The following is a 12558-nucleotide window of genomic DNA, read 5'->3' as shown; positions in this document are numbered from 1 at the left end:
AGAAAAAGCGATTGACTCAAACTCGCTGATATCATTAACTAAAAGCGCAGATCCAATTCAGTCTGCGCTTTTTGTTTTTATGAGGAGAATCTTGATGACTCCGGCCATTAATCTTGCGAAAAAGAAAAAAATTCCACACACGATTCATCAGTATGAGCATGACCCTAGAGCCGATAGTTATGGCTTGGAGGCTGCTGAAGTACTGGGGCAGGATCCGAAAACAGTATTTAAAACCTTGCTGTTCTGCTTGAACGGGGAGCCAAAGAACCTTGCGGTTGCGATTATCCCTGTTGATCAAAAGCTGAACCTAAAACTGGCGGCGAAAGCAGCGAAGGGCAAAAAGGCCGATATGGCTGATCCGGAAATCGCCCAAAAGACCACAGGTTATGTCGTTGGTGGAATTAGCCCACTAGGGCAGAAGAAAGCCTTACCTACTTTTTTGCACGAAAGCGCAGCAGAGCAAGACAAAATCTGTGTGAGTGCTGGTAAACGTGGTTTAGAAATTGAGTTAGCCCCGAGAGATTTGCTGAGCTTAACTCGTGGTCAGTTTGCACCTCTTTGTTTGTAAACTCATGACAAATAAAAAGGACGCTCATGAGCGTCCTTTTTTGATCTTGCCTGTCAGTGAAGCGTTACTTCTTCAGACTCAATGTACCACCAGTGCGTTTAGCTGGTTTGCTTGGTTTCGCGGCATTTGGGTTCATGTAATGCTGCTTAGGCTTACTCAGTGATTGAGGCTTGTTTGCTGAATGCGTATTGCTCGATGCATCTGGTTTACGGTGCGATTTACCATGCTCGCCTTGCGGTCTGCTGCGTTCACCTTGTGATTTCGCTTTGTAATGTTCTTTAGCTGGACGTCCGCCTTCATCATCACGCTGACGACGCTTTTGTTGACCTTTTTTCGAGTTTGGTGCATGACGGAATTCATCAGCATTGTTACCGCGGAAAGTTCGTGTCTTCTGGTTACGACGAGCAGTAGAATCTTGGTTTTCTTCACGGCTATCAAACAGCTTCGCGTCGGTCGCTTTACGAATGTTGCGACCTCTAGAGTCTGTTTTTGATGCTTCTTCTGTACCTACCGAGCCTTCACACATTGCTAGGATCTCTGCCACTTCTTCGTCACTTAGATAACGCCATTTTCCATTCGGAATACCATCAAGAGAGATATTCATGATGCGAACGCGACGCAGCTTGAATACTTCATAGCCCAGCGCTTCACACATGCGACGGATCTGACGGTTAAGTCCTTGAGTGAGCACAATACGGAAAGAGAATTTAGTCTCTTTTGTTACCTTACAAGGTAGGGTGACTGTGTCGAGAATCTTAACGCCACTCGACATCTGTTTGAGAAACTCGCCTGTAATTGGCTTGTCCACGCGTACGACGTACTCTTTTTCGTGGCTGTTGCCTGCGCGAAGGATTTTGTTCACGATGTCGCCATCGTTGGTCAAAAAGATCAGACCATCAGAGGGTTTGTCTAAGCGGCCGATCGGAAAGATACGTTTTTGGTGGCCGATGAAATCAACGATGTTTCCAGGGACGTCTCTCTCAGTTGTACAGGTGATGCCTGTTGGTTTATTGAGAGCGATATAAATCGGCTTCTCTTTTGCTGCCACTGGCTTACCATCCACACAAACATCATCACCAGGTAGCACTTTTGTCCCCATTTCAGGTTTGTTGCCATTAATGGTGACACGGCCTTGCTCAATTAGTCTGTCTGCTTCACGGCGTGAGCAAAACCCCGTTTCACTGATGAATTTATTTAATCGTTTAGCGTTGTCTTGTGACATTTTTGTCTCCTAACGTTTCACAACGGCGAATGAAGCTCCCTTCCTTTAAGGGGAAGGAAGAATAAGGGCGGGCATTCTAGCATTAGGGTGAAATTTAGCCTAACCGTTTTTGGTGACGTTCGCGGGTTTCTAATTTCTTTTCCGCACTTTTTCTAAGTAGGACGTAAACGGCTCCAGTTCCACCGTGAAAGCGTTGCGCACTATGGACGCATTGGACTTCCTTTATTTGTCGTAGCCAACTGCTAACAAAGCTTTTCATCATTGCAGGTGGATTTGAGCGTTCTCCTCGACCATGGACGATAACGACCGTTCTAATGTCCATTGATAGGCATTGCTTTAAAAACGTCACGACTTCATCACGTGCTTCTTTCAATGTTTTACGGTGCAAATCCAAGCGAGCTTGGATTGGATACTTACCAAGGCGAAGTTTGCGGTAAACCCCGTCCTGTACACCATCACGTTTGAACTCAACAAAGTCCTCTGGCTTGAGCATTTCAGCGTGATCAAGTGATAGGTATTCTGGGTCATCTTCCGTTAACCAGATTGCTGCTTCTCGTTTTGCGAGCTGTGCTTCTGTTACTTGGTGTACTTTTTTGTGTTCGGTGGTGTCTTGAGTGATTGGCTTTACATCGCCCATCATCTGTTGAAATAGATCAAAATCGTCGTCGTGAGACATAGCAGTAATCTCATTAAGAACAGGGAAGAATAATAGGATTATATCAATGAGTGGTGCATTGAGATCAAATAAAAAACCGGAGTAGGCAAGTAACCGACTCCGGTGCAAAGCGTTTCTAGAGCTAAGCGAGATCTAGTGAGGAGATTTGTCGTTCATGATCTTGTATATGAAGAAACCGCCGTAAAATAACATCAGACCAATTGCCCCAAAAATTACTATCATTGACGATAGACCCACTGCATTACCAAATAGGAGATCAAGCCAAAAGTCCATACGTTTCCTCCAAGATGTTCCCGACAGGAATAAACTAAATGGCGGTGTCTTGTTGCACACTGATCTGGATCAATTATGTTGCTAAGGTTAATAAACTGTATTTTGTTGTGAGTTATCAGTCACATTTTACGTGCTAGTGTTCAGTTATTCATCAAACGAATTAAGACCTAAGGTTTTTTTGTAAAAAGCACTTGCGCCACAGTTCAGAATCCGTAATATACGCACTCGTTGACGGGGACAATTCCTCAGTTAAACATCTCGGTGAATAGCGCAGCTTGGTAGCGCATCTGGTTTGGGACCAGAGGGTCGGGGGTTCGAATCCCTCTTCACCGACCACTTTTAGAAAGCCTGCTCAATGAGCAGGCTTTCGTCGTTTTTAGTGCTAGTAATTTTAGACTTCAATAGTATCGAACCAAATGGGGTTCGCTTGAAGTTAGAACATGGCTCTTCACCGACACGTATTGAGAGGAAGGCTCTACAGAAATGTAGGGCCTTTTCATTTTTTAGAGCGAGTAAATTTATTACTTGATGTCACACGAGATAGTATTGATAGGAGTTTCAGAAGTAGTGAAACAGACATAAGCGGTCTTTGGGTGATTTGGCCCAATCTTGACGTAACCCGCTTTTAAATCGTCTTCATCAAACGTTACTGAGTGAGATTTGCTTGTATTTCCATCATAGTAAACCGCTTCAAAGCCTTGGTTCATCATATGTGCAACGCGATTTCGAGTGTGGGCTGTTGAAAACGTGATGTTCGCGCAACGCATCATTGGTTTTTCGGTAATAAGAAATTGACCACTCTCTTTATCTAAAACACCGCCTTTTACTTCCGGAGTTATATCAATAGCTTGAAAAGCTTCTACGTTGCATGGCGGTTTAGCATAAGACAGCGAAGAAGTGAGCATAATTCCAATCGTGTATAGGAATAAATATTTAAATTTCATATGAGTTGTTTTGTATCCACTTAGCTTAACGGCGTTTTATAAGAAAGTTTGAATGAATTTTAAATGGTTGTATTTAAATGGCATTTTTCAAACAATCACTAGATATCACAATTTGCTTGGCGCGTCTTACCCAGTGGTTTGATGTTAAATCCCCGATTTTTAAGCAGTTCAATCAGGTTATCTTTACCTACTAAATGCAAGCCACCAACAACAACGGTGTAACGACCCGATTGCTGAGGTAGAACACTGCCAGTGTCGAGTTTTTTAGCCCAATCTCGATTACGCTCGTATAAAAAGGCTTGGTTAAACTCTTCTGTTGTATGATCGGTCAAAGAGGCTTCGACCAACATGCTACCATCACCACTCTTCCAACTCTCTATCAAGCATTGAACCAACTCTTCTCCGCCATCATATTCTTCAATTGATGAGAGAAGTATCTCTTTACCGCCTTCTGATTGACCTGCGATTAAATCGATTTGGAATTGCACGGACTCCAGTGGAATGACCGGGATTTGCTTTTTATCAGCGAGTCCTATTAAGTGCATGTCGACCCCTTTATCAGAGACATACCCCAGTTTGTTGACTAAAGCGAGTTGGATGGTGAATGCCGCCATCCAAGGTGGGGAATTTAGGAGTTGAGTTTCTGGCAAACCTAAATCTTGGGCAATTTCAATTAAGTGGCGACGTTGAGCTCTGTCTAAAACATCTTTAGAAAGAATGGTTGTTTGTGGGTAAACCAAGCCTTCAGAATTCCTGACGTCTGCTTCAATAATCAACCCTGCGCTTTGGCTTAAATGCTGGATGACCGTTCTAGGGAGTGGGTACATCGTTTTATCCCCCACATGTACCGAGCCAATAATCATAAGTTCGGTTTCCCCTTTTTTCGCTAACCAATGCTGTGGCTCTGCATAAGAGGAAAAAGGAGTCAAAGTAACAAGTAGAGATGATATGAGCGTCAAGAGACGAAACATAGAATGGTCCTCAGATAAGATACCTTTAAACTTTATACGCAAAATAGCGTGAGGTTAAGTGCAATTTCTCCAGTGGGGTATTCGACAAAATCGTCATTTCTAAAAATATTGACGAGTTTTGACGACGAATAAATGAGAGTCACTTCACGAAAGGTAAATAGGTAATTCGCTTACTAATGGTTCACAAAATAATTAGGCGTGATCCAAATCTTACAAAATCAGTCGTAACTCATGAATATAAGTGACCTAGATCGCAGCAAACTCGTCAAAACAAGTTGTTCGATTTTGACGTGTATTGTAACTCTATGAAAATTAGGTTTTTATTGTTTTTTCTGAGTGTCATTTTTTGAGCTGGATCACTTCCTATTTCTATTTATTTTACGCTTAGAAATAACAGGTTGTATGTTGAATGTAACGGTTAGGTACCTCGCATTTGAGGGGCCGAGATTTTTATCATTGTCGTTTTGAACCACTGACTTTTTTGGGGAAGTAAGATGTTTAAACCTAGTCTGATTGCTGTTTCTGTTATCACTACATTAGCAGGTTGCTCTGCGCTGCAAAGCTCTGAACAACAAGTTGTAAATTCGTTGGCTAATAATCTTGATATTCAATACCAAGTGTTGACTAACCACGGTGCAAACGAAGGTCTTGCTTGTCAGGACTTAGGGGCTGAGTGGGCGTCTTGTAACAAGGTAAACATGACGCTGGTTAACCAAGGTGAAGCGGTTGACTCAAAAGATTGGGCTATTTACTTCCATAGCATTCGTCTGATTCTGGATGTTGAAAACGAACAGTTTAAAATCTCTCGCGTAACGGGTGATCTACACAAACTAGAACCAACAGATAAGTTTGATGGTTTTGCTGCGGGTGAAGAGGTTGTGCTTCCTCTTGTTGCTGAATACTGGCAGCTATTTGAAACTGACTTCATGCCAAGCGCTTTCGTTGCTGCACCAAATGCAGAGCCTAAGATGATCGCTTCTCTTAACACAGAAGACGTTGCATCTTTCGTGACTGGCCTTGAGGGTAACAACCTAAAACGTACGCCAGATGACAACAACGTATTTGCGAGCGCTGTGTCTCGTTTCGAGAAGAACGAAGATCTAGCAAAACAAGACGTATCAACCACGTTACTACCAACGCCAATGTCTGTTGAAGCAGGTAAAGGTACGGTAGATATCGCGGCGGGTATTGCTCTGCCTAAAGGCGCATTCGATGCGGCTCAATACGCAGCAATTCAAGGTCGTGCAGAAGTGGTAGGTGTGGATGTTCGTGGTGATCTTCCTGTAAGCATCACTGTTGTTCCTGCAGACTTCACCGGTGAATTGGCAAAATCTGGTGCTTACGAAATGAGCATCAAAGGCGACGGTATTGCGATTAAAGCGTTTGACCAAGCAGGTGCTTTCTACGCAGTACAATCTATCTTTGGCCTGGTAGATAGCCAAAATGCTGATTCTCTACCACAACTGTCTATTAAAGATGCGCCGCGTTTTGATTACCGTGGTGTGATGGTGGACGTGGCTCGTAACTTCCACTCTAAAGACGCGATTCTTGCAACGCTTGACCAAATGGCCGCGTACAAGATGAACAAACTACACCTTCACCTAACGGATGATGAAGGCTGGCGTTTAGAAATCCCGGGTCTGCCTGAGCTGACTGAAGTGGGTGCTAACCGTTGTTTCGATTTGGAAGAGAAAAGCTGTTTACTGCCTCAGCTTGGCTCAGGTGCAACGACAGACAACTTTGGTTCTGGCTTCTTCAGCAAAGCAGACTACGTGGACATCTTGAAGTACGCGAAAGCGCGTAACATCGAAGTGATTCCTGAAATCGATATGCCAGCACACGCTCGTGCAGCAGTGGTATCAATGGAAGCACGTTACGACCGTCTAATGGAAGAAGGTAAAGAAGCAGAAGCGAACGAGTACCGCCTGATGGATCCTCAAGATACATCGAACGTAACGACGGTTCAGTTCTACAATAAGCAAAGCTTCATCAACCCATGTATGGAATCTTCAACTCGCTTTGTTGATAAAGTGATTTCAGAAGTAGCAGCAATGCACCAAGAAGCGGGCACGCCGCTAACAACATGGCACTTTGGTGGTGACGAAGCGAAGAACATCAAGCTAGGCGCTGGTCTGCAAGACATCAACGCAGAAGACAAAGTAAGCTGGAAGGGTAACATTGATTTGTCTAAGCAAGACAAGCCATTCGCACAGTCACCACAATGTCAGACGCTAATTGCAGACGGTACGGTAAGCGATTTTGCTCATCTACCAAGCCACTTTGCAGAAGAAGTGTCGAAGATGGTGGCAGAGAAAGGCATTCCAAACTTCCAAGCTTGGCAAGATGGCCTTAAGTACAGTGAAGGTGAGAAAGCGTTCGCAACAGAAAACACACGTGTTAACTTCTGGGACGTTCTTTACTGGGGTGGCACATCATCAGTGTACGAATGGTCTAAGAAAGGTTACGACGTTATCGTTTCTAACCCAGACTACGTATACATGGACATGCCGTACGAAGTTGACCCGAAAGAGCGTGGTTACTACTGGGCGACGCGTGCAACAGATACTCGTAAGATGTTTGGTTTTGCACCAGAGAACATGCCTCAGAACGCAGAAACCTCTGTAGACCGCGATGGTAACGGCTTCACTGGTAAAGGTGAAATCAAAGCGAAACCTTTCTATGGTCTATCAGCACAGCTGTGGTCTGAGACAGTACGTAACGACGAGCAATACGAGTACATGGTATTCCCTCGCGTACTGGCAGCCGCTGAACGTGCATGGCACCGTGCTGATTGGGAAAACGACTACAAAGTGGGTGTTGAATACTCGCAAAACTCTAACCTAGTAAACAAAGCTGCGCTAAACCAAGACTACAACCGCTTTGCGAACGTACTTGGCCAACGCGAACTGGCTAAGCTAGAAAAAGCGGGTATCGACTACCGCCTACCTGTACCAGGCGCGAAAGTTGAAGAGGGTAAACTGGCAATGAACGTTCAGTTCCCGGGTGTGAAGCTTCAATACTCTCTAGACGGCAAGAACTGGCTAACATACGTAGATAATGCTCGTCCAAATGTGAAAGGTGAAGTGTTTATCCGTTCTGTGTCAGCAAGCGGTGAGAAAGCAAGTCGAGTGACCAGCGTGAAATAACTCGATTCTTGTAAGTTGATTTTTTGGCAAAGCCTCAACATCATGTTGGGGCTTTCTTTATTTTTTGAGGAAATTAAGCGTGATCGATGTCTAATTATTTTTCATTGATAAATAAGTTTTTGGTTGTAATGGTCAAGGTTATTGTGAACTTGATCGACTTAATCTGCTAAATATCAATAAATTATCTGTTTACGATCACACTTCTATTTTTTGAATAATTTTATAAAAATACGATAAGTGCCTGTATTTTCCATGTTTTTATCAGGGTTGTTGAGCTTCGGTTTGAACAAGATCACTTTTTAAAATGTTTTATTTTCCATCGCGAATTAATTAAAACAATATTGCGAACGCCAAGGAGGCACATTCCAAAGTTTGCGATAAAAGGGAAGAGATGCCCTCTAAAACTATCGCATAACGTGAATAAATAAAGGCAGTAATTATGAAAAACATTTTTGCACTGAGTGCTCTTTCTCTCGCTTTCGCTTCTAGCGCTTTTGCTGGTTCCTCTTACGTAACAGGTAATGTTCAGTTCCACGATGATGGTCGAATTCATGGTTCGGACGTTACGTCTACACTGGAAGCTGGTCATACTTTTGATAACCAATTCGGCGGCTTTACGGTTTACACCGAATTTGATGGTATTCAGTTGGGTAAACTGGAAACAGAAAACGGTGGCGCAGGTAACACAACACCAGCAATCACTGTGGGTGGTGAGCAGTCATTTAATATTACCGATCATTTATGGGTTGCCGCGGGTTACCAACACCTATTCTCTGCTGGCGAGAACGTACAGTACCGTCCATTGGTTAAGATCGGTTACAACTTCGATAACGGCATCTCCTTAAGTAACCGTACTCGTGCGCACATTGATGCGACAGACGCAGATGCGGATACAGATTACCGCATGGACAACCGCATCGGTTACGTGATGAATGAGGATGTGACGCTAAGCTACAACAACGTCTACATGATTGAAGCGGAAACCATGGACCACGAGCTTCGTGCAACGTGGACTCGTAAAGGTGTTCAACCTTACTTTGAGTTCCGTAGTCAAGCACACGGTGCAGAAAACGCGAGTGGTGACAGCCTAGTGAATAACGCTTTTGTATTTGGTGCCTCTTACGGCTTCTAATTTTATATTTGTCTTAACTATCCATTAAGAAAAAGCCCAGCGGTTTGTCTCGCTGGGCTTTGTTTTTATTTGCCGTTGCCTTCGTGGTGGCTATATTCGAACACTTGTCCTTTTTCGTTAAAGGCGTAAACGGTGTAGCTGTCTTTTTTGTCGCCATATTCCATACCAGGGGAGCCCATTGGCATGCCCGGTACTGATAGGCCTTTTGCGTTACGTAGTGGATTTTTCAAAAACGCTTTAATGTCTTCGGCTGGAATGTGACCTTCAAACAGATAGCCGTTGATCTCTGCCGTGTGGCAAGAGTAAAGCTGTTCATTCTTGATGCCTAGATCGCGTTTGATGGCGTTCATGTCATCGTGCAATTTTTCTTCGACCGTAAAGCCGTTCTCTTCCATGTGTTTTGTCCATTCTCCACAACAGCCACAGTATGGCGATTTATGGTTAATGACATCGGCTGCCAATACGTTGGCGGACACGGTCGCAAGCATTGCAAAGGTCAATAGTTTCAACTTCATAATACCCTCAAAAAGAAGTGGTTATTTTACTGAAAACAGTCGTAGTCGATTTGCATTACTAACGACAGTAATTGAAGACAGTGCCATTGCCGCTCCTGCGACAACAGGACTGAGCAAAAATCCAAACGCTGGGTAAAGCACGCCAGCGGCAACTGGAATACCCAACGAGTTGTAAACAAAGGCACCAAATAGGTTTTGCTTCATGTTTTTAAGTGTAGCGCGAGAGAGTTCAATCGCATGTACTACCGCCATTGGTGACGTGTTCAGGATGGTCATTTGCGAACTTTCAATGGCGACATCACTGCCGCTACCCATGGCAATACCTAGGTTGGATAACGCGAGAGCAGGGGCGTCGTTAATGCCATCCCCCACCATTGCCACGACATGTCCTTGAGATTGAAGTTGCTCAATGTGCTGAGCTTTCTCATCTGGCATTACTTGGGCAATCACTTCATCAATACCAAGTTCTTGGCCGATAGCATTGGCAACGTGTTGGTTATCGCCCGTCAGCATTACCGTTTTGATGCCTTGCGATTTTAATGCAGAGAGCGCTTGCTTCGCATCTGATTTGATCGGGTCGGCAATGGCGATCAGACCGATCAGTTCGCCGTTCAATGCCACAGCTACCGGAGTCCACGCATTTTTTGCGCATTCATCGATGGCAGGTTTTAGTGCGCTGGTCTCGACGTTCTCTGCTTGCATAAATTGAAGCGAACCAATGAGTAGCGGTTTATCTTGATACGTCGCCCAAATGCCGCGCCCGCGAACGTTCTCAAACTTGTCTAATGAGACATCCTTTGCGTCGTGTCGTTTGGCGTAATCACATACCGCTTTTGCCAGTGGGTGCTCAGACTGACGCTCTGCCGCATACGCTAAATCCAATAGATCTTCTTGGCTGGTGGCGTGAGTAAACACTTGCTGAACGCTAGGTTTACCTTGGGTAAGCGTGCCAGTTTTGTCGAATACAACCGTGTCGACTTTGCTTGCCAATTGCAGGGCATCGGCGTCTTTGATCAGAATGCCGAGCTCTGCGGCTTTACCCACCCCCACCGTGACAGAAAGTGGGGTTGCTAAGCCTAGAGCGCAAGGGCAGGCGATGATCAGGACGGTTGTGGTGACCACCAGCATATAACTCGCTTTTGGCTCTGGGCCAACGGCAAACCAAACGAGCGCGGCCAGTATTGCTATGCCAACAACGACAGGGACAAACACCGATGAAATCTGGTCTGCCAGTTTCGCGATGGCAGGCTTACTGCTTTGCGCTGTGCGCACCATGCGGATGATACGAGCCAGCATGGTATTTGCGCCAATGCCCGTTGCCTCAATGACTAATCCACCATCGGTATTTAATGTCCCGGCAGACACTTGAGCCTCTTGCGCTTTTAATACTGGTACTGGTTCACCAGTGAGCATCGACTCATCAATGTATGATTCACCTTGAATCACAACACCATCAACAGGCACTTTCTCGCCTGGTTTGATACGCAGTTTCATGCCTAGCGTGATTTGCTCAACCGCGATTTGTTGATCGCCTTGTTTCGTGATTACCGTAGCTTGTTGAGGTTGCAGGTTAATCAGAGCTTGCAATGAGCGTGTTGTGTTTGCTTTGGCTTTTGCTTCTATATAGTGACCAAGAGAAATTAAGCCGATGATCATTGCACTCGCTTCAAAGTACACGTGGCGTGAAGCAAGAGGGAACCAGTCTGGGAAAATCACCACAAGCATCGAATAGAACCACGCTGCGCCAGTACCGAGCGCGACTAACGTGTCCATGGTGGCTCGCTTGTGAGTAGTCGCTAACCAAGCGTTACTGAAGAAGTGTTTCCCTGCTGTGGCAAGAAGGAGTAAACATACGATACCGATCGCGCCCCAAGCTAATTGGTCGTTGGTGTTGCGAATCATCATATTGCCGCCAGCAACGCCCCAAATCATTAAGGGAGCACCGACGACAAGGCCAGCAATAGCATCCAGTTTAAAGCGTTTTTGTTGCTGACGTTGTTGCTGCGCTTGTTTTTCTTGTTGGGTTGCGGCGTCTTGTAGGATCTCTGCTTGGTAACCGGCTTGTTTTACCGATTCAACAATTGCGTTAAGGAGGTCATCAGAGTCTTGGCTTGCGAATACTAGTGCGCTTTGTTCTGCAAGGTTGACCTGTGCTTTCTCAACGCCTTCTACGTTAGTAAGTGCTTTCTCTACTGAAGATACGCAACTCGCACACGTCATGCCTTGAATCAGCATTTGCAATTGAATACTCGCTGGTGGCACCTGCGTATCTTTAATATTGCTTTGCTGTTCTACCTGTTCGGTCTCTGGTGAGCTTTCGTTCTCTACTTCAACAGAATCAAGGTTGGCGGTATAGCCGAGTGTTGCTATTAAGTCGATCACTTGTTGCTCGGAGAGGAGGGTACGAATCTCTAAGTGCGTTGTTGAAGCCTCAAAAGAAATAACGTCTTGATTAGATTCTAATAAAGATGAAAGTTTTTTGACGCAACCGCCACAGCTTAAGCCTGAAAGGTTTAGTTCGTAGTGATTTCCTGCTTGGTAACCAAGAGATTCAATCGACGAGACGAGCTCTTTAAGAGAAGACTCGGTTTTGACCTCTACTTGCGTCGGGGACAAATTGAGGATCTCCACATCGTGATTTGCATGTAAAGCCTTCTCAACTTTTCTCGCACAGCCCATGCAGTTGAGCCCTGATAAAGGTATAACTAACTGATACATAATCTGCACCTCAATAGTAGTGATGCTATGAGCTTAAACCTTCCTGCAAGGGTAAGGTCAATACCCATTTGCTACTCACAACAATTTCGTCAAAATCTCTCGAATCCCACAAGTGCACGGTCATTTTACTTGCGAGTGATCTCAAGGTTTTTTCTCTTTGAATATAAAGTTCCGTTAAAACACCTAAAAGATGAATGAAGTCGCTCACGTTTTTTAGATGCTCTCAATGTCAGTTCAGTGTCAAAACGTACTTTTAACGTTTTTTATTTTTTATAGTTGATGTTAAATAATTGTTTTTTATTGATTTATTTTATTTTTGAACTTCTCATTTTGAAGTCGCTCAGATTGCTGTAGGGAAAGTTTTTTAGTGCGAAAAAAGTTTGTCATATTTGC

At 44.5% G+C, this 12558-nt stretch carries 10 protein-coding genes and 1 tRNA gene; 4 read left to right on the top strand and 7 right to left on the bottom strand.

Annotated features, from left to right (window positions below; genetic code table 11):
• Window positions 1-94: 94 nt before the first annotated feature.
• A complete protein-coding gene (ybaK, locus tag J4N43_RS11900) occupies window positions 95-568 on the top strand; it encodes a Cys-tRNA(Pro) deacylase (RefSeq protein WP_005384092.1) in 474 nt (157 codons plus the stop codon).
• Window positions 569-632: 64 nt separating this feature from the next.
• Here the strand turns inward: ybaK and rluF are convergent, their stop codons facing one another.
• The 3 genes from rluF to J4N43_RS11885 all read right to left on the bottom strand — a co-directional run bounded on the left by rluF (window position 633) and on the right by J4N43_RS11885 (window position 2739).
• A complete protein-coding gene (gene rluF, locus J4N43_RS11895) occupies window positions 633-1790 on the bottom strand; it encodes a 23S rRNA pseudouridine(2604) synthase RluF (protein WP_017634839.1) in 1158 nt (385 codons plus the stop codon).
• Between the two features lie 94 nt (window positions 1791-1884).
• Window positions 1885-2466 (bottom strand): DNA endonuclease SmrA, encoded by a 582-nt coding sequence (smrA, locus tag J4N43_RS11890; protein ID WP_005382233.1) that lies wholly within the window; start codon window positions 2464-2466, stop codon window positions 1885-1887.
• A 132-nt stretch (window positions 2467-2598) separates the two neighbouring features.
• Complete coding sequence (locus J4N43_RS11885) at window positions 2599-2739, bottom strand: DUF3149 domain-containing protein (protein WP_005382236.1); 141 nt, start codon at window positions 2737-2739, stop codon at window positions 2599-2601.
• A 259-nt stretch (window positions 2740-2998) separates the two neighbouring features.
• Between J4N43_RS11885 and J4N43_RS11880 the strand changes: the two genes are divergently transcribed.
• A tRNA-Pro gene (locus J4N43_RS11880) sits at window positions 2999-3075 on the top strand.
• A 185-nt stretch (window positions 3076-3260) separates the two neighbouring features.
• Here the strand turns inward: J4N43_RS11880 and J4N43_RS11875 are convergent.
• Both J4N43_RS11875 and J4N43_RS11870 read right to left on the bottom strand, forming a co-directional pair.
• The gene (locus J4N43_RS11875) at window positions 3261-3644 is read right to left on the bottom strand and encodes a hypothetical protein (protein ID WP_005384085.1); all 384 of its coding nucleotides are present in this window, start codon (window positions 3642-3644) and stop codon (window positions 3261-3263) included.
• A 137-nt stretch (window positions 3645-3781) separates the two neighbouring features.
• The gene (locus J4N43_RS11870; protein WP_005382001.1) at window positions 3782-4654 is read right to left on the bottom strand and encodes a TraB/GumN family protein; all 873 of its coding nucleotides are present in this window, start codon (window positions 4652-4654) and stop codon (window positions 3782-3784) included.
• 494 nt (window positions 4655-5148) lie between these two features.
• Here J4N43_RS11870 and J4N43_RS11865 point away from each other — a divergent pair, with 494 nt between their 5' ends.
• Window positions 5149-7800: a beta-N-acetylhexosaminidase gene (locus tag J4N43_RS11865; protein ID WP_053350769.1), complete on the top strand. Its 2652-nt coding sequence runs from the start codon at window positions 5149-5151 to the stop codon at window positions 7798-7800.
• 439 nt (window positions 7801-8239) lie between these two features.
• Window positions 8240-8932 (top strand): oligogalacturonate-specific porin KdgM family protein, encoded by a 693-nt coding sequence (locus tag J4N43_RS11860; protein WP_005382004.1) that lies wholly within the window; start codon window positions 8240-8242, stop codon window positions 8930-8932.
• 65 nt (window positions 8933-8997) lie between these two features.
• Here J4N43_RS11860 and J4N43_RS11855 read toward each other — a convergent pair whose 3' ends face one another.
• Window positions 8998-9447, bottom strand: a complete 450-nt coding sequence (locus J4N43_RS11855; RefSeq protein ID WP_017819980.1) for a DUF411 domain-containing protein — start codon at window positions 9445-9447, stop codon at window positions 8998-9000.
• Between the two features lie 21 nt (window positions 9448-9468).
• A complete protein-coding gene (locus J4N43_RS11850) occupies window positions 9469-12165 on the bottom strand; it encodes a heavy metal translocating P-type ATPase (RefSeq protein WP_053350770.1) in 2697 nt (898 codons plus the stop codon).
• Window positions 12166-12558: the final 393 nt, after the last annotated feature.

Origin of the sequence: Vibrio sp. SCSIO 43009 (genome assembly GCF_023716525.1) — a bacterium.
Lineage (GTDB): Bacteria > Pseudomonadota > Gammaproteobacteria > Enterobacterales > Vibrionaceae > Vibrio > Vibrio alginolyticus.
The sequence above is the reverse complement of the archived record's forward strand: the minus strand, read 5'-3'. Positions and strand labels throughout refer to the sequence as shown.

Bases quoted from the DNA above. Each gene is read 5' to 3' on its own strand.
- ybaK (WP_005384092.1), top strand. From the start codon at position 95: ATGACTCCGGCCATTAATCTTGCGAAAAAGAAAAAAATTCCACACACG.
- rluF (WP_017634839.1), bottom strand. From the start codon at position 1,790: ATGTCACAAGACAACGCTAAACGATTAAATAAATTCATCAGTGAAACG.
- smrA (WP_005382233.1), bottom strand. From the start codon at position 2,466: ATGTCTCACGACGACGATTTTGATCTATTTCAACAGATGATGGGCGAT.
- J4N43_RS11885 (WP_005382236.1), bottom strand. From the start codon at position 2,739: ATGGACTTTTGGCTTGATCTCCTATTTGGTAATGCAGTGGGTCTATCG.
- J4N43_RS11875 (WP_005384085.1), bottom strand. From the start codon at position 3,644: ATGCTCACTTCTTCGCTGTCTTATGCTAAACCGCCATGCAACGTAGAA.
- J4N43_RS11870 (WP_005382001.1), bottom strand. From the start codon at position 4,654: ATGTTTCGTCTCTTGACGCTCATATCATCTCTACTTGTTACTTTGACT.
- J4N43_RS11865 (WP_053350769.1), top strand. From the start codon at position 5,149: ATGTTTAAACCTAGTCTGATTGCTGTTTCTGTTATCACTACATTAGCA.
- J4N43_RS11860 (WP_005382004.1), top strand. From the start codon at position 8,240: ATGAAAAACATTTTTGCACTGAGTGCTCTTTCTCTCGCTTTCGCTTCT.
- J4N43_RS11855 (WP_017819980.1), bottom strand. From the start codon at position 9,447: ATGAAGTTGAAACTATTGACCTTTGCAATGCTTGCGACCGTGTCCGCC.
- J4N43_RS11850 (WP_053350770.1), bottom strand. From the start codon at position 12,165: ATGTATCAGTTAGTTATACCTTTATCAGGGCTCAACTGCATGGGCTGT.